Raw genomic sequence first — 21,544 nt, 5'->3', positions numbered from 1 at the left:
TTGCGCGGGTCAGCCCAGGCTGCGGCGGTAAGAGCGTTCGACGACGCGGTTGTACGCCATCATGATGATCACGTTGACCACCAGCAGCACGATGGCGATGGCCGCGCCCAGCGGCCAGTTCAGTTCGGTGAGGAATTCGTCGTACACCACGGTCGCCACCATCTTCAGGCGGCGTCCGCCGAGCAGGGCGGGGATGGCGAAGGAACTGGCCGACAGGCCGAACACGATGAGGCTGCCGGACAGGATGCCCGGCATGGCTTGCGGCAGCACGATGCGCGTGAGCGTCTGGAAGCGCGAGGCATTGAGCGACAGCGCGGCATGCTCGACGGTGGGGTCCAGTTTCTGCAGGGACGTCCATACCGGAATCACCATGAAGGGCAGCATCACATGGACCAGGCCGATGATGACGGCGGTCGGCGTGTACAGCAGCGGCCCCAGCCCCAAGGCGGCGGCCGCCTTGCCGATGGCGCCGCCCGGCCCCAGCAGCATGCTCCAGCCGAAGGCGCGCACCACCAGGGAGATCAACAGCGGCGACAGCACCACCAGCAGGAAGATCGAGCGCCAGGGCTTGCCCATGCGCGACAGGATGTAGGCCTCGGGCGCGCCGATCAGCACGCAGATCAGCGTGGTGACGCCCGCGATCCAGAACGTGCGCCAGAAGATCTCCAGGAAGTAGCTGTCGGTCACCACCGCCAGATAGTGTTCGAAGGTGTGGCCGGGCTGGATCCCCGTGGCGTAGTCGAACGGCCGGAAGGACAGCGCGAAAGTCAGCGCCAGCGGCGTCAGCACCAGCGTGAAGAACACGATGGCCAGCGGGATGGAGCCCAGGATGGCCAGCAGGCCTTCGTTGCGCGGCTTGGCCGCGCTGGCGGGCGCGCCGCGTTGCGTCAGGGTCGCCATGTCAGGCCTCTACCGCCGCGCCGGCGGGCGCGCGCAGCACGCGCAGCACGCCGTCGGCCCAGTCCAGGCCTATGGTCTCGCCGTCGTCGTGCGGGCGGCGGCCGTCGTTCGGGGTCAGGACGGTCAGCGCGCCCACCGGCGAATCCAGGTCGTACATCCACTGGCTGCCCAGGAAGTAGCGCGTGTTGACCACACAGGCGAGCTTGCCTTGCCCGGCCGGCACCGGCACCAGTTTTTCGGGCCGCAGCGACAGCTGCACGCTGTCTCCGTGGCGCAGGCCTTCGCCCTCGACCAGCATGCGCAGCGCGCCGGTCTCGACCTCGGCCTGGGCGCCGCAGCGCGTCACGCGGCCCGGCAAAAGATTGGTCTTGCCCACGAAGCGCGATATGAACTCGCTCTGCGGGTGTTCGTACATGCGATAGGGCGCATCCACCTGCGTGGCGCGCCCGTCCTGCATGACGACCACCCGGTCGCTGATGGACAGGGCTTCGGCCTGGTCATGCGTCACCATGACGGTGGTGGTGCCGATCTTGCGCTGGATGCCGCGCAGCTCGAACTGCATCTCTTCGCGCAGCTTGGCGTCCAGGTTGGACAGCGGCTCGTCCAGCAGCAGCACCGGCGGGCGGATCACCAGCGCGCGGGCCAGCGCCACGCGTTGCCGCTGGCCGCCGGACAATTCGCGCGGGTAGCGATCGGCATGCTTGTCCAGCTTGACCAGCGCCAGCGCATCGCGCACGCGGTCCTGGCGTTCGGCGCGCTCGACGTTGCGCATCTTCAGGCCGAAGGCCACGTTGTCCGTCACGGTCAGGTGGGGGAACAGCGCATAGCTCTGGAACACGATGCCCAGGCCGCGCGTGTTCGGCTTGGCGTGCGTGATGTCGCGCCCGTCCAGCGTGATCGCGCCGCGCGTCACGTCGGCAAAGCCGGCAATCATCTGCAGGGTGGTGGTCTTGCCGCAGCCGGAAGGGCCCAGCAGCGAGACGAACTCGCCCTTTTCGACGGACAGGTTCAGGTCGGAGACGACGCGCAGGTCTCCGTAGTTCTTGGAGACGTTGTCCAGCCGCAGAAATGACATATTCCAAACCCCGTAGCCCCTATGGGCTTTGCGCCGCCAGGCGGACGGATGGTCCGGCGCCTTAGCCACTTATTTGATGGGGCAGTCTAGGATTCGCCAAAACGTCGGGTCAATTAGGGTTTTCCGAAGAATCGAATTTTTAAATCATTAATTCCATTCAGCTGAATTTACTGCTACAAATGAAATCAGTAATTTTGATTATCGGAACTCAAGAATGAAGAAATCAGAAACGCCGGACGATTCCGGCGGTCAGGGCGTGCTACAGCGGGCGTTCGCCGTACTGCGCGTGCTGGCCGACGCCAAAGGGGAAAAGCTGCGCCTGACCGACATCGCCGCCCGCACGGGCCAGGCGCAGGCCACCGTGCACCGCGTGCTGCAGGGGCTGATGCAGGAAGGCGTGGTCGAGCAGCCCGCGCAAAGCAAGGGCTACCAGCTCAGCGTGGCCTTCTTTTCCCTGGCCGCCGCCGCCGGCAACCACCAGTCCAGCCTGCGCGCCCTGTACCGCCCGGCCATGCTGCGCCTGTCGGGCATGCTCAACGACACGATCTTCCTGCTGGTGCGCAGCGGCTTCGACGCCGTCTGCGTGGACCGGGTGGACGGCGCCTTCCCGGTGCGCTCGCATACGGGCGACATCGGCGGCCGCGTGCCGCTGGGCATGGGCCAGGGCGGGCTGGTGCTGCTGGCCGGCCTGCCGGAAGCCGAGCGCGAAGAGGTCATCCGCTTCAACATTCCGCGGCTGCACCACCTGGGGTTCGTGGACGAAATCTCGATGCGGGTGCGCATCAAGGAATGCCTGGAGCTGCGCTACGCGCGCAGCCAGGGGCAGGGCGTGTTTCCCAACATCGCGGGGCTGGCGGTGCCGATCTATGACCCGAACGGCGTCACCGTCGCGGCGCTGAGCGTGGCCGCCCCCATCGAACGCATCAGCGACGAACGCCTGCCGCTGATCGTGGAAATGCTGCGCCGCGAGGCCGACGCCGTCGGCGCGCAGATCAACCCCTTCGATCCGGCGCTGCGGCGCCCCAGCCAGTTCCTGGGAGCCGGCAACGGCGCATAAGCGGGGCTGGTGCGCGCGCCCAAGCAAAAACGGCCTGGACAGCAAGTGTCCAGGCCGTTGTCTCGTGCGGAGCAGGGCTCAGGTCGGATACGTGCCCGGCAGCAGGATGCTGCGGTCGCCGGGCTCGATCGAGCGGCGGCCGCACAGCGCCATCGTCGTGTCCATCTCCTTGTACAGGATCTCCAGCACGCGGGTCACGCCCGCCTGGCCGTAGGCGCCCAGTCCGTACAGGAAGGCGCGGCCGATCATGGCGCCGCGGGCGCCCAGCGCCACGGCCTTCAGGATGTCCTGGCCGGAGCGGATGCCGCCGTCCATCCACACCTCGATCTTCGAGCCGACGGCGTCCGCGATGGACGGCAAGGCCGCGATCGAGGACATGGCGCCGTCCAGCTGGCGCCCGCCGTGGTTGCTGACGATCAGCGCGTCGGCGCCGCTATTGGCGGCCAGCTGCGCGTCTTCCACATCGAGGATGCCCTTGATGATGAGCTTGCCGCCCCAGCGCTGCTTGATCCATTCCACGTCATCCCAGCTTAGGCGGGGATCGAATTGCTCGGCCGTCCACGAGGACAGCGACGACAGGTCGCTCACGCCCTTGGCGTGGCCCACGATGTTGCCGAAGGTGCGGCGCTTGGTGCCCAGCATGCCCATGCACCAGCGCGGCTTGGTCGCCAGGTTGATCAGGTTGCGCAGGGTGGGCTTGGGCGGCGTCGACAGGCCGTTCTTGATGTCCTTGTGGCGCTGGCCCAGGATCTGCAGGTCCAGGGTCAGGACCAGCGCCGAGCAGCCGGCGGCCTTGGCGCGGTCGATCAGGTTGGCCACGAATTCGCGGTCGCGCATCACGTAGAGCTGGAACCAGAAGGGCTTCTTGGTCGCTTGCGCCACGTCCTCCAGCGAGCAGATGCTCATCGTGGACAGGGTGAACGGCACGCCGAAATCCGCCGCCGCGCGGGCAGCCAGGATCTCGCCGTCGGCGTGCTGCATGCCGGTCAGGCCCGTGGGGGAAATCGCCAGCGGCATGACCACGTCCTGACCCACCATGGTGGTGCGCAGCGAGCGGCCTTCCATGTTCACCGCCACGCGCTGGCGCAGCTTGATCTTGTGGAAGTCGCTCTCGTTGGCGCGATAGGTGCCTTCGGTCCAGGCGCCGGAATCGGCGTAGTCATAGAACATGCGCGGCACGCGCTTCTGCGCGACAACGCGCAAATCTTCGATGCAGGTGATCGTAGAAAGGTTAGCGGTCATGGAGTGGTCTGTGGAGTGATTGGGGTGCGCCAGCTGCGACTCGTTATTCTTGGAATCCAGGGCCGCCAGCCTTGGGCAGCCTTGCCGCCGCGCATGGCGTAACGCCGCGCGGCGCCGCCCAGTATACGCGCCGAGGCCGGCAAGCGTCGCTTGCCGGCCCCGTTCGCCCCCCTGGCGCAAGGGCTCTTCGGCCCCTGCGCGCCCGACCTTATCGCGGCCAGACTTTGCTTACCGCCCGGATCGTGGCCCATGCCACCCAGCGCGGGCTGGTCAGCCGCGCGCCCGGCAGGCGCCGCATCACGTCCACGGCCAGCCCGCCGCGCTTGTGCCACTGCTTCTTGCGCGTCTGGCTGTCGGTCCAGCGGCCTTCCAGCCACGGGAATTCCCGGCGGCCCGGCTTGTAGACCGGCGGCGTGTTGTAGATCAGGATATACGCCAGGCGCGGCGACGGCGACGTATTGGGGCCGGTGAAGTGCAGCGTGCGGGCGTCATGGACGGTGATGCCGCCCGGATCCAGCGGCTCGGGCACGGCCTGGTCGCGCGCGAAATCGCCGCAGCATTCCAGCGGATGCAGGGTCTTGTCCCCGCCCGGCGAACGGTGTTCCAGCACATCCCATTGGTTCGAGCCGGGGATGAACTGCATGCAGCCGTTCTCCGTCGTCGCCGGTTGCAGCGCCAGCCAGATGCTGAGCTCGTTGTAGATGAAATCCGGCGACCGGAATGCCTCGTCCTGATGCCATGGCGTCTCCGGCCCGTGCGGTCCGGGCTTGAGCAAGGCATGCTCGCCGTACAGCGCGGCCTGCGGGCCGAGCAATTGCCGGGCCAGCTCCAGCGTGCGCTCGTGGTACACGGTCTTCAGGAGGCCCGGGGCATAATGGCGCGGATCGTGCAAACTGGGAAACTTGGCGGGCTTGGACGGATCGTCGCGGCTGATGAAGTCATACTGCGCGCCTTCGTTGTACCCGGTCTTGTTTGCGAACAGGTCGAGCAGTGTTCTGCGGATGTACCCCACTTCATCCTGCGGGCACATCTCCTTCAGGGCCAGGTAGCCCTGGTCCCTGTAGCGCGCTGTCTCGGCTTCCGACAACAAACTGGTCTCTTCCATAATGGCTTCTCCAAGCTCTAGTAGTGGGTGTTCTCGCTGGCACGTTTTGACATGTGCTCTAACGTATCGCTTCGAAGCCCACCGGGCCTATAGACCATCCGCTGTAGCCGATTCCGCCTACGCATATCGCGGCGGGCGGCGCATCATCCGAAGGACAACTCATGCAAGACCCTAAATCCGACAGCCATATCGAGACCGTCCACGTCACCGTCAGCGGCACGGTGCAAGGCGTGGGCTATCGTCACGCCACGGTCCGGCGCGCGCACCTGCTGGGCGCCAAGGGCTGGGTGCAGAACATGCTCGACGGGACGGTCGAAGCCCTGGTGCAGGGCACGCCCGACCAGGTGGATCACATGCTGGAGTGGTTGCGACGCGGCCCCCCGGGCGCCTGCGTGGAGGAAATCACCACGCGCCGGGAGTACACGGACAAGCGTTACATCCGCTTCGAACAGCTGTAGGGCGCATGGCCCCCTCGCCGCTATGACGTAGTCCGTTCAGCCGAAGGAGGGTCCGGCTCCGGAAAAGCGGGCGCTCAGCGCGTGCGCAGCCAGCGCCCGCCCAGCTGATTGACGACCAGGCCGGCCAGCACGCAGGCCGCGCCCAGCCACTGCAAGGGTTGCAGGCGTTCGCCGAAAGCCATGGATGCCGCCCAGAGACCCACCACCGGGACCAGCAGCGAGAACGGCGCGATCTTCGCGGCCGGATGGCGCGTCAGCAACTGCGTCCACAGGGTATAGGCCACCAGCGTGGCCAGCACCGCCAGGTAGATCACCGCCAGCGCCTCGCCCCAGCCCATGCCGGTCACCATGCCCACCACCGGTTCCCAGCCGTCGATCAGCACGGCCAGCAGCAGGAAAGGCAGCACCGGCGCGGCGCTGCTCCAGGCGATGAAGGCGAAGGGGTCGTAGCCTGGCGCCTTGCGGCTCGCCAGCCTCACGATGATGTTCGACACGGCCCACATGAACGCGCCGCCCAGCGTCAGCACAAAGCCCAGCATCGTCATCTGGCCCGGCCCTTCGCCGCGCCCCCCCGCAATGACCGCCAATCCCAGCGCGGCCACGCCCAGCCCGATCCAGTGATGGCGGCGCGCGCGCTCGTGCAGCACGGGCGCGGCCAGCAACAGCGTAAAGAACGCCTGGGTCTGGATGACCAGCGAAGCCATGCCCGCCGGCATGCCGAACTTCAGCGCAGTGAAGAGCAGGCCGAACTGGCCCAGGCCCTGCACCAGCCCGTACGCCGCGATCCAATGCCACGGCAGCCGCGGCATGCGCACGAAGAGAATGAGGGGAAAGGCCGCCAGCGCGAACCGCAATGCGCCAAGCATCATGGGGGACAAGCCCCGCATGCCGACCTTCATGACGACGAAATTCAGGCCCCAGATGACCACGACCGCCAATGCGCAGAAGTAGTCTTTTCGGGAAAGTTGGGTGCTGGACATGCGGCATTATCGCATCGCGCACCCCAAGAAACCCTGAATCAGCGGCCGCTCAGCACCGCGGAAAACGCCCGCACGGCCGCGTCGATGTCCGCGTCGTCGATATGCCGGTGGGTCACGCAGCGCAGCCGCGTGCGGCCCCACGGGCGCGTCAGGAGGCCCTCGGCCTGCAGCGCGGCGACCCACTGCGCATTGCTCATGCCAGTGTCGGCGGTCTCGACCTGCACGATGTTGGTCTGGGGCACGGTCGCCGACAGCGCCGACCCCAGCCGGTTGATGCCGTCGCTCAAGTTGCGCGCGCGGACGTGGTCCTCGGCCAGCCGGTCGCCCATGGCCTGCACGCCTTCCAGGCCCGCCGCCGCCATGATGCCGGACTGCCGCTGCGTGCCGCCCAGCATGCGGCGCAGGGTGCGCGCCTTGGCCATGACGGCCTGGCTGCCCGCCAGCACCGCGCCGACCGGCGCGCTCAGCCCCTTGGAAAGGCATAGCGACACTGTATCGGCATGGCGGCTGATGTCCCCGGCGGGCACGCCCAGCGCCACGGCGGCGTTGAACAGGCGCGCCCCGTCCAGGTGCACGGCCACGCCGGCCGCGCGGGCCATGCCGTGCACCGCCTGCATGTGGTCCAGCGGCAGCACCGCGCCGCCGGCATTGTTGTGCGAGGTTTCCATCGCGACGAGCGAGGTCTTGAGCTTGTGCCCGCCGGATTGCAGCGCGTCCTCCAGGCGGTTCAGGTCCATCGCGCCATCCGCGCCGGACACGCCCTGGTAGAACAGGCCCGTGAACGTGGCCGCGCCCCGCTCGGACGTATACATGTGGGCGGACGATTCCAGCACCACCTGCTCGCTGCGCTGGGTCTGGGCCAGCACGGCCAGGAGGTTGGCCATGGTGCAGCTGGGCACGAACAGGCCGGCCTCCTTGCCCAGGCGGGCAGCCACATGGGCTTCCAGCGCGCGCACGGTAGGGTCGCCATCCAGTCCGTCATCGCCGATCGGCGCGGTGCGCATGCGCTCGTACATGGCCGCGGTGGGATGGGTGACCGTATCGCTGCGCAGGTCGACGGGCGCGCTCGGGGGGGCGGCGGGGGTCCGCTGGGTCATGGCTATCAGTGCTGCAGAATTTTGGAAAGAAACTGGCGCGTGCGCGGGGCACGCTCCTCCACATTGCCGAAGAACTGCTCCTTGGGGCAGTCCTCCACAATCTTGCCGCCGTCCATGAAGATCACACGGTCGGCGACGCGGCGGGCAAACCCCATTTCATGGGTCACCACCATCATCGTCATGCCTTCGGCGGCCAGGTCGGTCATCACGTCCAGCACCTCGTTGACCATTTCCGGGTCCAGCGCCGAGGTGGGCTCGTCAAACAGCATCACCACCGGGTCCATCGACAGCGCGCGGGCAATCGCCACGCGCTGCTGCTGGCCGCCGGACAGCTCGCCGGGATGCTTGTCCTTGTGCGCCGACAGGCCCACGCGCTCCAGCAGCGCCAGCGCGCGCTGGCGCGCTTCATCCTTGCCGCGCTTGAGCACCTTGACCTGGCCCAGGCACAGGTTCTCGGTCACCGACAAGTGGGGAAACAGCTCGAAATGCTGGAACACCATGCCGGCCACGGCGCGCAGCTTGGGCAGGTTCGTGCGGGGGTCGCCCACCGAAATGCCGTTGACCACGATGTCGCCCTTCTGGAAGGGCTCCAGCGCGTTCACCGTCTTGATCAGCGTGGATTTTCCCGAGCCCGACGGCCCGCACACCACCACGACCTCGCCGCGGCGGACGGTGGCTGAACAGTCGTCCAGCACCTGGAAGTCGCCATACCACTTGCTGACCTGCCTGATCTCGATCATCGGGGGATTCGAAGAGAGTTGCATCGTTGAACCTGTGGATAACTAGGAGGCCGGAACGGGCGGACTAACGCAGCACCCGGGTGCGCTTTTCCAGCCGCTTGACCAGGCGCGATGCCGTGAAGCAAATCACGAAATACACCACCGCCACGAACAGATAAAGTTCCACCAGCCGGCCGTCGCGCTGGCCGATCTTGGCCGCCGCGCCCAGGAAGTCCGTCAGCGACAGCACGTAGACCAGCGACGTATCCTGGAACAGGATGATGACGCGCGTCAGCAGCGCCGGCACCATGTTGCGGAATGCCTGCGGCAGCACCACGTAGCGCATGCCCTGCCAATGATTCAGGCCCAGCGCCATGCTGGCCGACACCTGGCCGCGCGCGATCGACTGGATGCCCGCGCGCATGATTTCGCAGAAGTACGCGGCCTCGAACAGCGTGAACGTGATCACCGCCGAATTGAACGCCCCCACGCGCAAGGGAGTGGGCGAACCGACAATCCAGGCGGCGATGTACGGCACCAGGAAGTAGAACCAGAAGATCACCAGCAGCAGCGGGATCGAGCGCATCACGTTCACATAGATGCCCGCCGGCACCGACAGGATCCGAAAGCGCGACAGCCGCATCATCGCCAGCAGCGTGCCCAGCGCCAGCCCCATCACCGCCGCCAGCGCGGTCAGCGTCAGCGTGAACGTCATGCCTGTCTGGAACAGGTAGGGCACCGCGGTCCAGATAACGTCGAAGTCGAATTTGCCCATGCCGGTTCCCTATCGGCCCTTCACGGCCGGGCCATTCCCGGCCGCACCGTTCCTGGCCGCCGAGCCGATCAGCCCGGGAACCGCGACATGGCGTTCGAGCAGGCGCATGCCCAGCACGACGATGCCGTTGATGATCAGGTAGATCACCGTCGCGGCCGAGAACGCCTCGAAGATGTGGAAGCTGAACTCCTGCATGGAGCGCGCCTGCCCGGTCAGCTCCAGCAGTCCGATGGTCAGCGCCACCGAGGAATACTTGATGGTGCCCATGAACTCGGACGTCAGCGGCGGGAGCACGATGCGGAAGGCTTCCGGCAGGATGATGTAGCGGTAGACCTGCACCTCGGTCAGGCCCAGCGCGGTGCCCGCCTGGAACTGGCCGCGCGGCAGGGACTGGATGCCGGCCCGCAGCTGCTCGGCCACCCGCGCCGATCCGTAGAACCCCAGGCACAGCACGGCGGGCACGAACTGCCCCCAGGGCTGCGGCATCTGCTTCATGGCCAGGCCCCACGCGTGCGGAAGCAGCTCGGGCAGCACGAAATACCACAGGAACATCTGCACCAGCAGCGGCACGTTGCGAAAGACCTCAACATACGCCGCGCCCAGCGCGTTCATCAGGCGGGACTGCGCGGTGCGCATCACGCCCAGCCAGGACCCGAACAGCAGCGAGAAAACCCACGCCGTCAAGGCCAGCGCCAGCGTCCAGCCCACGCCGATCAGGATCGTTTCCAGGAAGGTATGCACGCCGTCCGGCGACATCTCCAGGAAAACGCTCCAACTCCAGTTGTAATTCATGCCTCTGCCCTTGATCGCGACGCCGGCCGCGCCGGGCGGCCAGTGCTCATACCCCGATGTGCGCCGCGGGACGGATCACGTCCCGCGGACAGCCTGCTTACTCGTAGGCCTTGGGGTCGCCCGAATCCGTCGGCTTGGCCAACGCGCGCTTCAGGGCGTCGCTCATCGGGTACTTCAGGTTGATCTGCTTGGGCGGGATCGGCGAATTGAAGTACTTGTCGTACAGCGCCGCGACCTTGCCGGTCTTGATCAGGTCCAGCACGGCCTCGTCCACCACCTTCTTGAAGGCGGGGTCGTCCTTGGGCTCCATGATGCCGTAGGGCGCCACTTCCAGGCCCTTGGTGCCGATCACGAAGGCATCCGGGTTCTTGGACGAGGCCACGGCGCCGTAGGCGATGCCGTCATCGTTGGCCGAACCCGCGGCGCGGCCCGATTCCACCATCAGGATGGTCTCGGCCGTGTCCTTGGTGGGCGCCATGGAGATGCCCAGGTTGCCTTGCGCATTGAGTTGCGAGATCAGCTTGAACGTCTGGCCGCCCGCCTGCGCGGCGATGGACTTGCCGCGGAAGGACGCCAGGTCGTTGGGGTCCACGCCGCCGTCCTTGCGCGCCACCAGCACCACCTGCGCCACGAAGGTCGTGGGCGCGAAGGACACCAGCTTGTGGCGGGCTTCATTGTTGGTGGTGTTGCCGCATTCCAGGTCGATCGTGCCGTTGGCCAGCAGCGGGATGCGCGTGGCGGACGTGGTCGGGTTGTAGCGGACCTCAAGCTTGGGCAGCTTCAGCGCGGCCTTCACATACTGGGCGACTTCCTGGCAGATCTCCACCGTGTAGCCGACCGGCTTCTGGTTGCCGTCCAGATAGGCAAACGGCACCGAGGTCTCGGGGTGGCCGATGGTGATGACGCCGGTTTCCCGGATCTTGTCCAGGCGGCTGGGGCCTTCGGCGTGGGCGGACGCCGCCCCGCCCAGCAGGGCGGCGGCGACGGAGATCGCGGCAAATGCTTTCATCTGATTCCCTTGGCGCCGTGCATGCGGCGCGTGCTTATGTTCACGATCGGCGGTTCCAGACTGTTTGGCGACCGCCGCGTCCCGCGATGAGCCCCGCGGCTGGCAAAAAGTATCAACTAGCAGTATGGTTTTATCCAGTTCCAATCGGGTATTCCTCTATACGGATTTGATATGGCCATTCCACGGATGGGCTTAAGACACATCGAGGCGTTCCGCGCCGTCATGATGACCGGTTCGATGACCGCCGCCGCGCGCCGCGTGCATACCTCGCAGCCGCACGTTAGCCGCTTAATTGCGCAATTGGAAGCAATCACCCAGTTTCCCCTGTTCGACCGCAACGGCAGCCGCCTGAGCCCCACGCAGGACGGCTCGCGCTTCTTCCAGGAGGTGGAAAAGACCTTCATCGGCCTGGCCGGCCTGGAATCGGCCGCGGCCAGCATCCGCTCGTTCAGCGCCAGCCGCCTGAGCGTGGCCGCCATGCCGCGCCTGGCCGGCGGCCTCCTGGCGCGCATCGTCGCGGCCTTCAAGACGGAGTACCCGGACGTCATGGTGGCGATCCACTCCGGCAACGCCAGCACGGTCCACAACTGGATCAGTTCTGGGTTTTGCGACACCGGCCTGGCCATGCTCTCGGGCGAAACCCCCGGCATCCAGGTGGAGCCCGTGCTCACGATGAATTGCGTGGCCGTGCTGCCCCGCGGACACCGCCTGGCCAAGCTGAAAAAACTCAAGCCCGCCGACTTCGCGGGCGAGCCGTTCGTGGCCTTTCCCAGCAGCACGCCGCTGCGCGAGAAAATCGACGCCGTCTTCAAGAGCGCCAAGGTGGAACGGCAGATCGTGGCCGAGGCCGGCCTGGGTTCGTCGATCTGCGGGCTGGTCGGCGCGGGCCTGGGAGTGGCCCTCATCAATCCGCTGGCGGCCCGCGAAGAATACGAGGCCAACTCGGTCGAAGTCCGGCCCTTCAGCCCCGCCGTGCCGGTGACGGTGGCGCTGCTCTACCCCCCGTACCATACGCGCACGCGGCTGGTCACCGTGTTTTCGCGCTACGCCCATCAGCTCATGCTTGAAGAGATGGCGGACCTGAAGGCCCGGCCCCCGCGCTGACGCCGCGGGCCCCTCGTCCTACGGAACCGGTCACGGTGGTGCAGGCCTGGCCGCCGCGGCTGGACAGCGATCCCGCGCATCGCTGGCTAAGGCAGACGATCAAGCATGTGTGCGACGCGGCGTCGTGACGCGCGCAAGGCTTATCCACGGCGCGCCCATGTCCGAGGCGCCTGCTTAAGTTTTCCCCCCTCGCAGCCGTCATCCCGTCATCGCCCCTCATTCGCCCGCCGCGCGCGGCCGGTGTCCCGGGGGACCGCCTTCACACACAACGCACCTCGGCACCACCATGGGAATTCTTGGAATCATCGGCTTGATCGTCGTTCTGGGATGCTTCGGCGTCATGTCCAAAACCAGCCGGATCCTCCTGTCGATCCTGCTGGCAGGCAGTCTGTATTACTGGTATTCGATCTCCGCCGTGTTCCACGGCGGCAGCGGGCCGGACATGGGCCAACTGCAGATCGCGATGACGCTGCTGAGCGCCAACATCGGCGGATTCGTCGTGGCCGCGGTGCTGGGCATGATGAAGAAAGGCAGCACGAGCGAGGCCCACTACGCGGCGCGCAAAAAGGCCTTCTTCGCGTTTCTGGTCAAGTGGGGCGCCATCTACGCCGTGTATGCCTTCGCGGGCGGCAAGCTGATCGACCTGGCGATGGGCGAAGACGGCGTCGGCTGGCTCTTCATGCGGGTATGGGGCCTGTACGGCTTCATCGCATTGCTGCTGCTGTGGCTGGTCTTCAAGCCAAAGAAAGCGGCCTGACGCGCTTGCAACGGAAAAAGGGGCTGCATATGCAGCCCCTTTTCTCGAGACCTGGATTTCTTGAAGAAACCCAGGCTCGCATGCGATCCGAGTGGTCAGGCGTCGATATTGCCCGCCGACAGCGCGTGCGTTTCAATGAATGCGCGGCGCGGTTCCACGTCGTCGCCCATCAGCGTGGTGAAGACCTCGTCGGCCGCAATGGCGTCTTCGATCTGCACGCGCAGCAGGCGGCGCACCTTCGGGTCCATCGTGGTTTCCCACAGCTGTTCCGGGTTCATTTCGCCCAGGCCCTTGTAGCGCTGCTTGGAGATGCTGCGGTCGGCTTCGCTGCGCAGCCACTGCATGGCTTCGCGGAAATCCGACACCGTCTGTTCCTTGCGCTTTTCGCCCTCGCCGCGCGCGGCCAGCGAACGCGAACCGACCTTGCCCAGGAAGCTCTTGGCGGCCTTGGACAGGATGACGTAGTCCGATCCGTTGACGAAGTCGGCGTCGATGATGCTGACGCGCACGTTGCCGTGGTGCATGCGCTGCACGGACAGGCGATGACGCTCGGTGGCCTCGTCGAACTGCGGCACGACTTCCACGCCGTTGCCGTTGATGGGATCGCGCATGGCATCGGCCAGGCGCTTCGCGGAGTCCGCGGCGGCTTCGGCCGTGTCCAGGTTGATCTCCACGCCCTCGGCCATGGCCGACAGCGCGCCGACGTCGAACACGCGCGCCAGGCGGGCGATGACGCCGTCCGCCGCCACGTACTGGCGGGCCAGGTCGGTCAGCTCTTCGCCGCGGATGATGTTGCCGCCCGAGATGATCTCGGCATCCTTCAGCGCCAGCTGTAGCATGAACTGCGCTTCTTCCTGGTCGTCCTTCAGATAGCGCTCTTCGCGGCCGACCTTGACCTTGTACAGCGGCGGCTGGGCGATATACACATAGCCGCGCTGCACCAGCTCGGGCATCTGGCGATACAGCAGCGTGAGCAGCAGGGTGCGGATGTGCGCGCCGTCCACGTCCGCGTCGGTCATGATGATGAGGCGGTGGTAGCGCAGCTTGTCGACGTTGAAATCGGGGCCGATGCTGGTGCCCAGCGCCGTGATCAGGGTGGCGATCTGCTCGCTGGCGATCAGGCGGTCAAAGCGCGCCTTCTCCACGTTCAGCACCTTGCCGCGCAGCGGCAGGATGGCCTGGAACTTGCGGTCGCGGCCTTGCTTGGCCGAGCCGCCTGCGGAGTCGCCCTCGACGATGTACAGCTCGCACAGCGCGGGGTCCTTCTCCTGGCAGTCGGCCAGCTTGCCGGGCAGGCCTGCGCCTTCCAGCACGCTCTTGCGGCGCGTCATCTCGCGCGCCTTGCGCGCGGCTTCGCGGGCGCGGGCGGCTTCCACGATCTTGTTGCACAGCGCCTTGGCGTCGTTCGGGTGCTCCAGCAGCCAGGTTTCCAGCGTGCGGGCCACGGCTTCTTCAACCGCCGGACGCACTTCGCTGGAGACCAGCTTGTCCTTGGTCTGGCTGCTGAACTTGGGCTCGGGCACCTTCACCGACAGCACGCAGGCCAGGCCTTCGCGCATGTCGTCGCCGGACGTCTCGACCCTGGCCTTCTTGGCCAGTTCGTTGTCGGTGATGTACTTGTTCAGGATGCGGGTCATGGCCGCGCGCAGACCGGTCAGGTGCGAGCCGCCGTCGCGCTGCGGGATGTTGTTGGTGAAGCACAGCACGCTTTCGCTGTAGCTGTCGTTCCACTGCATCGCCACTTCCACGCCGACCGACACGCCGCCGGCCGCGGATTCGGTGCTGACCGAAAACACGTTCGGATGCAGCACGGTCTTTGCGCGGTTGATGTATTCGACAAAGCCCTTCACGCCGCCCGAGAACGCGAAGTTCTCTTCCTTGCCCTGGCGCTGGTCGACCAGGCGGATCTTCACGCCGTTGTTCAGGAACGAGAGCTCGCGCAAGCGCTTGGAGAGGATCTCGTAGTGGTATTCGATGTTGTTGAAGATGAGCGGATCGGCCAGGAAGCGCACTTCGGTGCCGCGCTTGTCGGTCGTGCCCGTCACCGCCAGGGGCGCGACGCGCTCGCCTTGGCGGAATTCCATCTGGTGCACCTGGCCATTGCGGCGGATCGTCAGCCGCAGCCATTCGGACAGCGCGTTCACGCAAGACACGCCCACGCCGTGCAGGCCGCCGGACACCTTGTAGGAGTTCTGGTCGAACTTGCCGCCGGCGTGCAGCTCGGTCATGACGATTTCCGCCGCGCTGCGGTGGAATTCGTCTTCCTTGTGGATATCGGTCGGGATGCCGCGGCCGTTATCGGTGACCGAGATGGAGTTGTCGGTGTGGATCGTGACGACGATGTCGTCGCAATGGCCGGCCAGGGCTTCGTCGATGGCGTTATCCACGACCTCGAACACCATGTGGTGCAGGCCGGTGCCGTCGGACGTGTCGCCGATATACATGCCGGGGCGCTTGCGCACGGCCTCCAGCCCCTTGAGCATCTTGATCGAGTCAGCGCCGTAGCCGCTGGTCTCGGGAGTGGTGTTCTGCTGATCTGACATGTCTGTATCGATAACGCTTTAAAGAACGGCCTGGCGGCCGGACCGCCCGCGAGCCATCAGGCCCGCAAGCGGCACAAACCCACAAATGGGGCGCGGATCAGATCCGCATGGGCATGACGACGTACTTGAACTGGTCGTCTTCGGGCAAGGTGATGAGCGCCGACGCGTTGGCGTCCGGCATGACCGACCACTGGATGTTGTCGACTTTCACGTTGGCCAGCACGTCAAGCAAATAGCCCACGTTAAAGCCCACGTCCAGCGCTTCATGGCCGTAGTCGATGTCGATCTCTTCCTGGGCCTCTTCCTGCTCGGCGTTGGAAGACGAGATCTTCATCTGGTTCTGCGCCAGTTGCAGGCGCACGCCCTTGAACTTGTCCGTGGTCAGGATGGCGGCGCGCTGCAGGCTGCCCTGGAGCGCTTCGCGCCCGACCAGGAAGTGGCGCGTGTAGTTCGTGGGAATCACACGCGTGAAATCGGGGAACTTGCCTTCCACCAGCTTGGACACCAGTTCCACGTCGCCGAAGCGGAAGCGGATCTGGCCCGGCGCCACATCGATGGAGACCACCTCGTCGGAGTCTTCCAGCAGGCGCTGCATTTCCAGCACGGTCTTGCGCGGCACGATCACTTCGTGGCGTTCGGCGATGCCGTCGGCTTCGGTCGAGCAGTGCGCCAGGCGGTGGCCATCGGTAGCGACGGCGCGCACGCGGCCCGGTTCAAACACCAGCAGCATGCCGTTCAGGTAATAGCGGATGTCCTGCTGCGCCATGGCGAAGTGCACCATGTTGAACAGGTGGCGCAAGGTGCGTTGCGGCATGGTGAGCGAGACGTCCCACTGCTCGGGCTGAGCAACGGTGGGGAACTCGCTGGCTGCCAGCGTCTGCAACGCGAAGCGGCTCTTGGCCGATTGCACCGACAGCTTGTTGCTCGCCAGCGCCAGGCGCACGTCGCCCGTGTCCGGCAGCGCCTTCAGGATGTCCAGCAGCTTGCGCGCCGCGACCGTGGTGGACTCGTTGTCCTGGCCCACGCCGAAGTCGGCATGCGTGGTGATCTGCACTTCCAGGTCGGTCGCAATGAAGGCAACCTTGTTGCCTTCCTTGCGCATCAGGATGTTCGCCAGAATGGGCAGGGTATGGCGTCTTTCGACGATGCCCGCCACAGTCGATAGCGGTTTCAGCAATGCATCGCGTGTGGTTTGTACGAGTTGCATGTTCATCCTTTTAGAGTTTGTTCCAACACGTGCAGGGTATGGTTGAGCTCCGCCTGCTTGGCGCGGGCGTCGGAAATCTTGCGTACGGCGTGCAGCACCGTGGTGTGATCACGGCCGCCGAACAAATCGCCGATTTCCGGCAGGCTTTTCTGGGTCAGCTCCTTCGCCAGGTACATCGCAACCTGGCGCGGCAACGCGATATTGGCCGGCCGGCGTTTCGAGTACATGTCGGCCACCTTGATCTTGTAGAAATCCGCAACCGTCTTCTGGATGTTTTCCACAGTGATCTGGCCGTTGGACACCGACAACAGGTCCTTCAGGGCTTCCTTGCAGACATCGACCGTCAGCACATCGCGTCCGTGGAAGCGGGCGTAGGCCAACACCTTGCGCAGCGCGCCTTCCAGTTCGCGCACGTTGCTGCGCAGATGCTTGGCGATGAAGAAGGCCACTTCCTCGGGCATGGGCACGCCTTCGGATTCCGCCTTGCGCAGGAGGATCGCCACGCGCATTTCCAGTTCCGGCGGCTCGATGGCCACCGTCAGACCGGAATCAAAGCGCGAGATCAGGCGGCTGTCGATGCCCGACAGCTCCTTCGGATACGTATCGCTGGTGATGATGATCTGCTTGCGCTGCGCCACCATCGCTTCGAACGCGTAGAAGAATTCTTCCTGCGTGCGGTTCTTGCCGGAGAAGAACTGGATATCGTCGATCAGCAGCAGGTCCAGCGAGTGGTAGTAGCGCTTGAAATCGTCGAACGCCTTGCGCTGGTACGCCTTGACCACGTCGGACACGTACTGGTCGGCATGCACATAGCGCACGCGCACCCCGGTGCCCGCCGCCACCATCGCATTGCCGATGGCGTGGATAAGGTGAGTCTTGCCCAGCCCCACGCCGCCGTACAGGAACAGCGGGTTGTAGGACGTGCCCGGGTTCTCGGCCACCTGCAGCGCGGCGGCGCGCGCCAGCTGGTTGGCCTTACCCGTCACGAAGTTCTCGAAGGTCAGGTCGGTGTTCAGGCGCGAGCGCTCGTACACGATATTGGCCGCATCCGCGTTCACGGCCTGCGCCGCGGCTGTCGTCGCGGGAGGGGGCGGGGCGGTCGATACCGTGACGGTCACTGGCGGCGCGCCGCCGGAGGGGGAGGCCGCGGACAGGTGCGCTTGCTCTGGTTGCTGCGCACGCACGGGCGCGACCGGCATACGCGGCGCGGCGCCATGGGAAGGCAACTCGAACAGGACCTGTACCGGACGCTTGAACCACTCCGCGGCCAACGCTTCGATCTGGTGGGAAAAGTTCTTGCGCACCCAATCCAGCTTGAAGCGGTTGGGCGCGGCAACGCGCAGCACCGCCTGCGTTTCGTCGTACGCAAGCGGGACCAGCGGTCGTATCCACGCGCTGATTTGTTGGGGGGGGAGTTCCTGCTCAAGACGACTGACGCAGGTCTGCCAGAATTCTTTCATGTCGCTCTTATTCAAACCTCGATTCTACCTTGCCTGGGCACGGGTTATCCACAGGGTAGGGCATAAGCGTCTACACTCTCCTGGCTTAACTGTTTGACAAGACAGGGAAAACTTGCTGAAATGGTGGGCTTTTCCGAATTCTGTCTGTCAGAAGGTTTCACAGAGAGCTTAGCCGGGCTTGCCAGAAAGTGGTGTCTTCATTGATGCCTCGCTGGTCAACAGTCCGGTTTTTAGCTTTGCTGAATAGGTCGCCTGGGAAGAAATTCTCAGAGCACCGAGAAGAAATTCTCGGTCCAGAGCCCCGTCTACGAGTTGTTTTTTGCACATGTTGCAAAAATGCTCACTAGATACCCGCTTCTGAACTGCGCGACCTGGAACCCTCCGGGCAGGTCCCTTCTGACTTTTGTTCTTTTTGTGGATCGTCCATGAAACGTACCTACCAACCTTCCGTTACCCGCCGCAAGCGCACCCATGGCTTTCGCGTGCGCATGAAAACCCGCGCTGGCCGCGCTATCCTGAGCGCCCGTCGCGCCAAGGGCCGCAAGCGTCTGGCCGTCTAAGTCCTGGTTTTCCGGTTTTTCCGGAAACCTGACTATTTGCACGGCCGGCCATATTGCAAGACCTCTCGCAATCCCGTTCCGGTTCCGCGCAAACGCCTGACCCGCAGTCCATGCCGCGCTCCACGCTTCCACCGGAGGCGCGGCTGCATCGCCCCTCCGAGTTCGCCGCCGCCCTCAAAGGCCGGCGTCTTGCCCGAGGGGCGTTCTTCATTGTGAGCTCGGCTCCCAATGATCTGCCTCCCGGCCAGGATGCCTGTGCCCGTTTGGGCCTGGTGATCGCCAAGCGGTTCGCCGCCCACGCCAGTACGCGCAACGCGCTCAAGCGGGTCATCCGCGAAGCGTTTCGCCACCGGCGCCTGGCGCTGCCGGCAAAAGATTACGTCGTGCGCCTGCATAGCAAGGTCGCCCCCGCCACGCTCACTGCGCTTAAACGCGCGGCGCGAGCCGAAGTGGACGCTCACTTTGAGCGGATCGCGCGATGATCAAGGCTCTACTCATTGCCCCGATCCGGTTCTACAGGTTCTTCCTGAGCCCCTGGATCGGAAGGCAGTGCCGCTTTACTCCCACTTGCTCGGCGTACGCGATCGAAGCGATCGAACGCCATGGCGCCTGGCGCGGCTTCTGGCTGGCGGTCCGGCGCATAGGCCGCTGCCATCCGTGGTCGCCGGGCGGGTTGGATCCGGTTCCGCCGGCCAAGGGAACCAATGACGCCCCGTGCTGCTCCCACAGCCACCGCACCGAGCACGATTGACGCTAAACTGGCGGGCTTTGCTGGCCCGTATTCACTTCAGTAGGCACCATGGATATCCGACGAACCGTCCTCTGGATGATTTTTTCCTTTTCGCTGTTGCTCCTTTGGAACAACTGGCAAATCCATAACGGCAAGCCGTCGCTGTTCGGGGGCCCCACGCCCACGGCCAGCACGAGCGAACCGCAGGCTGGCGCGAACAACGCGACGCCTTCGGTGCCGAGCGCGCCCGCAGCCGCGGCCAGCGCCTCTTCCGCGGTGCCCGGCGCCGCCGCCCCCGCGGCCGCGCGCTCGGAAGAGATCGTCATCACCACCGACGTGCTGCGCCTGACGTTCGACACGATGGGCGCCCAACTGGTGCGAGCCGAGCTGCTGAAGTACCCGGCGACCGGCCAGCCGGACAAGCCCACGGTGCTGCTGGACCGCTCGGCGGGCCTGAACTATGTGGTGCAGACCGGTGTGGTCGGCGCGCCCAATGGCCAGAGCTTCCCCACGCACCAGACGCCTTTCCGTCTCGTGTCGCAAGACCGCACCCTGACCGGCGACAACCTGGTTGTCACCTTTGAAGGCGAATCGGGCGGCGTGAAGGTCACCAAGACGTTCACCCTGCATCGCGGCCGCTACGACATCGACGTGCGCCACGACCTGGCCAACGTCGGCGCCGCCCCCGTGACGCCCTCGCTGTACCTGCAGCTCGAGCGCGACGGCAACGACCCGGCCGACACGTCCAGCTTCTATCACACCTTCACCGGTTTCGCCGTCTACTCTGAACAGGACAAGTTCCAGAAGAGCACCTTCAGCGACATCGAAAAGAAGAAGGCCAGCTACATCAAGCAGACGGACAACGGCTGGATCGCCGTGGTCCAGCACTACTTCGCCACGGCCTGGGTGCCGCCGCAAGGCAAGCCCCGCACGAACGAACTGCTGGAAGTGCAGAAGAACCTGTACGCCGCCCGCAGCATCGAAGCCGTCGGCGAGATCGCCCCCGGCGCCGCCGCGCGCGTCGATTCGCACCTGTGGGTCGGCCCGCAAGACCAGAAGGCCATGGCGGCGCTCGCCCCCGGCCTGGAACTGGTCGTCGACTACGGCTGGCTGACCATCATCGCCAAGCCGCTGTTCACGCTGATGACCTGGCTGCACTCGATCCTGGGCAACTGGGGCTGGACGATCGTGGCCCTGACCGTGCTGATCAAGGCCGTGTTCTATCCGCTCGCCGCCGCCAGCTACCGCTCCATGGCCCGCATGAAGCAAGTGGCCCCGCGCCTGCAGGCGCTGAAGGAAAAGTACGGCGACGACAAGCAGAAGCTCAATGCGGCCATGATGGAGATGTACCGCACCGAGAAGATCAACCCGCTGGGCGGCTGCCTGCCGATGGTGGTGCAGATTCCGGTGTTCATCTCGCTGTACTGGGTGCTGCTGGCCAGCGTGGAAATGCGCGGCGCGCCGTGGATCCTGTGGGTGCATGACCTGTCGGTCCGCGACCCGTTCTTCATCCTGCCCGCCATCATGATGGCGACCATGTTCCTGCAGATCAAACTGAACCCGACGCCTCCGGACCCCATCCAGGCCAAGGTCATGATGATCATGCCGCTGGTGTTCGGCGGGATGATGTTCTTCTTCCCGGCCGGCCTGGTGCTCTACTGGTGCGTCAACAACACCTTGTCGATCGCCCAGCAGTGGTCCATCACGCGCGCCATGCAGCGCAAGGCGGAAGCCGCGGCCAATCGCTGACCGGCTCCCTCCCGCACGAAAAACCGGCCCTTGGGGGGCCGGTTTTTTTTATGTCCGCCGCAAACGCAAGGCGGATGGGTTGCTCAGCATTTTCTATTCCCGCCCGCGATTTCAATAGTTATTCTTAATCACGAATGGAAGATCAATCAACTTCACATCATCAGGCATGACCCCTATTATGGGTCTGAGTTTGCCGCCCGGCTGCCGTGCCGGACCGCATCCGCC

Annotated in this window: 21 protein-coding genes; 8 read left to right on the top strand and 13 right to left on the bottom strand. The window is 65.3% G+C overall.

The features are described from left to right. Positions 1-9 precede the first annotated feature (9 nt). Positions 10-900: an ABC transporter permease gene (locus ACFWP0_RS02275; RefSeq protein WP_377839377.1), complete on the bottom strand. Its 891-nt coding sequence runs from the start codon at positions 898-900 to the stop codon at positions 10-12. A 1-nt stretch (position 901) separates the two neighbouring features. Continuing rightward, complete coding sequence (locus ACFWP0_RS02270; RefSeq protein ID WP_377839376.1) at positions 902-1,975, bottom strand: ABC transporter ATP-binding protein; 1,074 nt, start codon at positions 1,973-1,975, stop codon at positions 902-904. 214 nt (positions 1,976-2,189) lie between these two features. On the opposite strand from ACFWP0_RS02270, the gene ACFWP0_RS02265 reads away from it, so the two are divergent. Then, a complete protein-coding gene (locus ACFWP0_RS02265) occupies positions 2,190-3,032 on the top strand; it encodes an IclR family transcriptional regulator (protein ID WP_377839374.1) in 843 nt (280 codons plus the stop codon). A 78-nt stretch (positions 3,033-3,110) separates the two neighbouring features. On the opposite strand, the gene ACFWP0_RS02260 is transcribed toward ACFWP0_RS02265, so the two are convergent. Together ACFWP0_RS02260 and ACFWP0_RS02255 are read right to left on the bottom strand one after the other, a co-directional pair. Next, on the bottom strand, positions 3,111-4,274 hold the full coding sequence (locus tag ACFWP0_RS02260) for an L-lactate dehydrogenase (RefSeq protein WP_377839373.1): 1,164 nt from the start codon (positions 4,272-4,274) through the stop codon (positions 3,111-3,113). Between the two features lie 208 nt (positions 4,275-4,482). Beyond that, entirely contained in the window at positions 4,483-5,379 is an 897-nt protein-coding gene (locus tag ACFWP0_RS02255) for a phytanoyl-CoA dioxygenase family protein (RefSeq protein ID WP_377839372.1), read from the bottom strand. Positions 5,380-5,540: 161 nt separating this feature from the next. Between ACFWP0_RS02255 and ACFWP0_RS02250 the strand changes: the two genes are divergently transcribed. Next, positions 5,541-5,837: an acylphosphatase gene (locus tag ACFWP0_RS02250; RefSeq protein WP_377839371.1), complete on the top strand. Its 297-nt coding sequence runs from the start codon at positions 5,541-5,543 to the stop codon at positions 5,835-5,837. 74 nt (positions 5,838-5,911) lie between these two features. Here the strand turns inward: ACFWP0_RS02250 and ACFWP0_RS02245 are convergent, their stop codons facing one another. The 6 genes from ACFWP0_RS02245 to ACFWP0_RS02220 all read right to left on the bottom strand — a co-directional run bounded on the left by ACFWP0_RS02245 (position 5,912) and on the right by ACFWP0_RS02220 (position 11,209). Beyond that, a complete protein-coding gene (locus ACFWP0_RS02245; protein ID WP_377839370.1) occupies positions 5,912-6,817 on the bottom strand; it encodes an EamA family transporter in 906 nt (301 codons plus the stop codon). Positions 6,818-6,855: 38 nt separating this feature from the next. After that, entirely contained in the window at positions 6,856-7,914 is a 1,059-nt protein-coding gene (locus tag ACFWP0_RS02240) for a threonine aldolase family protein (protein ID WP_377839369.1), read from the bottom strand. A 5-nt stretch (positions 7,915-7,919) separates the two neighbouring features. After that, positions 7,920-8,654 carry an amino acid ABC transporter ATP-binding protein gene (locus ACFWP0_RS02235; protein WP_377839642.1) on the bottom strand — a complete coding sequence of 245 codons (735 nt, stop codon included), beginning with the start codon at positions 8,652-8,654 and terminating at the stop codon, positions 7,920-7,922. Between the two features lie 64 nt (positions 8,655-8,718). After that, complete coding sequence (locus ACFWP0_RS02230; RefSeq protein ID WP_377839367.1) at positions 8,719-9,408, bottom strand: amino acid ABC transporter permease; 690 nt, start codon at positions 9,406-9,408, stop codon at positions 8,719-8,721. 9 nt (positions 9,409-9,417) lie between these two features. After that, complete coding sequence (locus ACFWP0_RS02225) at positions 9,418-10,200, bottom strand: amino acid ABC transporter permease (protein WP_377839366.1); 783 nt, start codon at positions 10,198-10,200, stop codon at positions 9,418-9,420. A gap of 97 nt (positions 10,201-10,297) precedes the next feature. Continuing rightward, positions 10,298-11,209, bottom strand: coding sequence for an amino acid ABC transporter substrate-binding protein (locus ACFWP0_RS02220; protein WP_377839364.1), 912 nt, complete (start codon positions 11,207-11,209; stop codon positions 10,298-10,300). 171 nt (positions 11,210-11,380) lie between these two features. Between ACFWP0_RS02220 and ACFWP0_RS02215 the strand changes: the two genes are divergently transcribed. Next, positions 11,381-12,313, top strand: coding sequence for a LysR substrate-binding domain-containing protein (locus ACFWP0_RS02215; RefSeq protein WP_377839363.1), 933 nt, complete (start codon positions 11,381-11,383; stop codon positions 12,311-12,313). A 286-nt stretch (positions 12,314-12,599) separates the two neighbouring features. Next, complete coding sequence (locus ACFWP0_RS02210; protein ID WP_377839361.1) at positions 12,600-13,070, top strand: hypothetical protein; 471 nt, start codon at positions 12,600-12,602, stop codon at positions 13,068-13,070. 95 nt (positions 13,071-13,165) lie between these two features. Here ACFWP0_RS02210 and gyrB read toward each other — a convergent pair whose 3' ends face one another. The 3 genes from gyrB to dnaA all read right to left on the bottom strand — a co-directional run bounded on the left by gyrB (position 13,166) and on the right by dnaA (position 18,280). Then, positions 13,166-15,613, bottom strand: a complete 2,448-nt coding sequence (gene gyrB / locus ACFWP0_RS02205) for a DNA topoisomerase (ATP-hydrolyzing) subunit B (protein ID WP_377839360.1) — start codon at positions 15,611-15,613, stop codon at positions 13,166-13,168. A 97-nt stretch (positions 15,614-15,710) separates the two neighbouring features. Then, the gene (gene dnaN / locus ACFWP0_RS02200; protein ID WP_171666047.1) at positions 15,711-16,820 is read right to left on the bottom strand and encodes a DNA polymerase III subunit beta; all 1,110 of its coding nucleotides are present in this window, start codon (positions 16,818-16,820) and stop codon (positions 15,711-15,713) included. Positions 16,821-16,822: 2 nt separating this feature from the next. Beyond that, complete coding sequence (dnaA, locus tag ACFWP0_RS02195) at positions 16,823-18,280, bottom strand: chromosomal replication initiator protein DnaA (RefSeq protein WP_377839358.1); 1,458 nt, start codon at positions 18,278-18,280, stop codon at positions 16,823-16,825. A gap of 425 nt (positions 18,281-18,705) precedes the next feature. Here dnaA and rpmH point away from each other — a divergent pair, with 425 nt between their 5' ends. The 4 genes from rpmH to yidC all read left to right on the top strand — a co-directional run bounded on the left by rpmH (position 18,706) and on the right by yidC (position 21,319). Further along, positions 18,706-18,840: a 50S ribosomal protein L34 gene (rpmH, locus tag ACFWP0_RS02190; protein ID WP_006228069.1), complete on the top strand. Its 135-nt coding sequence runs from the start codon at positions 18,706-18,708 to the stop codon at positions 18,838-18,840. A gap of 110 nt (positions 18,841-18,950) precedes the next feature. Continuing rightward, on the top strand, positions 18,951-19,322 hold the full coding sequence (locus ACFWP0_RS02185) for a ribonuclease P protein component (RefSeq protein ID WP_171666587.1): 372 nt from the start codon (positions 18,951-18,953) through the stop codon (positions 19,320-19,322). Next, the gene (gene yidD / locus ACFWP0_RS02180; RefSeq protein WP_171666043.1) at positions 19,319-19,591 is read left to right on the top strand and encodes a membrane protein insertion efficiency factor YidD; all 273 of its coding nucleotides are present in this window, start codon (positions 19,319-19,321) and stop codon (positions 19,589-19,591) included. Before ACFWP0_RS02185 ends, yidD begins: the two co-directional genes overlap by 4 nt. A gap of 48 nt (positions 19,592-19,639) precedes the next feature. Then, a complete protein-coding gene (gene yidC / locus ACFWP0_RS02175; RefSeq protein WP_377839355.1) occupies positions 19,640-21,319 on the top strand; it encodes a membrane protein insertase YidC in 1,680 nt (559 codons plus the stop codon). Positions 21,320-21,544: the final 225 nt, after the last annotated feature.

The organism is Achromobacter sp. NPDC058515 (assembly GCF_042721735.1).
In the GTDB taxonomy this organism is placed as follows: Bacteria; Pseudomonadota; Gammaproteobacteria; order Burkholderiales; family Burkholderiaceae_B; genus Achromobacter.
This window is presented reverse-complemented; position numbering and strand designations above follow the sequence as displayed.

Coding starts and splice junctions, on each gene's coding strand:
- ACFWP0_RS02275 (WP_377839377.1), bottom strand. CDS start 900: ATGGCGACCCTGACGCAACGCGGCGCGCCCGCCAGCGCGGCCAAGCCG.
- ACFWP0_RS02270 (WP_377839376.1), bottom strand. CDS start 1,975: ATGTCATTTCTGCGGCTGGACAACGTCTCCAAGAACTACGGAGACCTG.
- ACFWP0_RS02265 (WP_377839374.1), top strand. CDS start 2,190: ATGAAGAAATCAGAAACGCCGGACGATTCCGGCGGTCAGGGCGTGCTA.
- ACFWP0_RS02260 (WP_377839373.1), bottom strand. CDS start 4,274: ATGACCGCTAACCTTTCTACGATCACCTGCATCGAAGATTTGCGCGTT.
- ACFWP0_RS02255 (WP_377839372.1), bottom strand. CDS start 5,379: ATGGAAGAGACCAGTTTGTTGTCGGAAGCCGAGACAGCGCGCTACAGG.
- ACFWP0_RS02250 (WP_377839371.1), top strand. CDS start 5,541: ATGCAAGACCCTAAATCCGACAGCCATATCGAGACCGTCCACGTCACC.
- ACFWP0_RS02245 (WP_377839370.1), bottom strand. CDS start 6,817: ATGTCCAGCACCCAACTTTCCCGAAAAGACTACTTCTGCGCATTGGCG.
- ACFWP0_RS02240 (WP_377839369.1), bottom strand. CDS start 7,914: ATGACCCAGCGGACCCCCGCCGCCCCCCCGAGCGCGCCCGTCGACCTG.
- ACFWP0_RS02235 (WP_377839642.1), bottom strand. CDS start 8,654: ATGATCGAGATCAGGCAGGTCAGCAAGTGGTATGGCGACTTCCAGGTG.
- ACFWP0_RS02230 (WP_377839367.1), bottom strand. CDS start 9,408: ATGGGCAAATTCGACTTCGACGTTATCTGGACCGCGGTGCCCTACCTG.
- ACFWP0_RS02225 (WP_377839366.1), bottom strand. CDS start 10,200: ATGAATTACAACTGGAGTTGGAGCGTTTTCCTGGAGATGTCGCCGGAC.
- ACFWP0_RS02220 (WP_377839364.1), bottom strand. CDS start 11,209: ATGAAAGCATTTGCCGCGATCTCCGTCGCCGCCGCCCTGCTGGGCGGG.
- ACFWP0_RS02215 (WP_377839363.1), top strand. CDS start 11,381: ATGGCCATTCCACGGATGGGCTTAAGACACATCGAGGCGTTCCGCGCC.
- ACFWP0_RS02210 (WP_377839361.1), top strand. CDS start 12,600: ATGGGAATTCTTGGAATCATCGGCTTGATCGTCGTTCTGGGATGCTTC.
- gyrB (WP_377839360.1), bottom strand. CDS start 15,613: ATGTCAGATCAGCAGAACACCACTCCCGAGACCAGCGGCTACGGCGCT.
- dnaN (WP_171666047.1), bottom strand. CDS start 16,820: ATGCAACTCGTACAAACCACACGCGATGCATTGCTGAAACCGCTATCG.
- dnaA (WP_377839358.1), bottom strand. CDS start 18,280: ATGAAAGAATTCTGGCAGACCTGCGTCAGTCGTCTTGAGCAGGAACTC.
- rpmH (WP_006228069.1), top strand. CDS start 18,706: ATGAAACGTACCTACCAACCTTCCGTTACCCGCCGCAAGCGCACCCAT.
- ACFWP0_RS02185 (WP_171666587.1), top strand. CDS start 18,951: ATGCCGCGCTCCACGCTTCCACCGGAGGCGCGGCTGCATCGCCCCTCC.
- yidD (WP_171666043.1), top strand. CDS start 19,319: ATGATCAAGGCTCTACTCATTGCCCCGATCCGGTTCTACAGGTTCTTC.
- yidC (WP_377839355.1), top strand. CDS start 19,640: ATGGATATCCGACGAACCGTCCTCTGGATGATTTTTTCCTTTTCGCTG.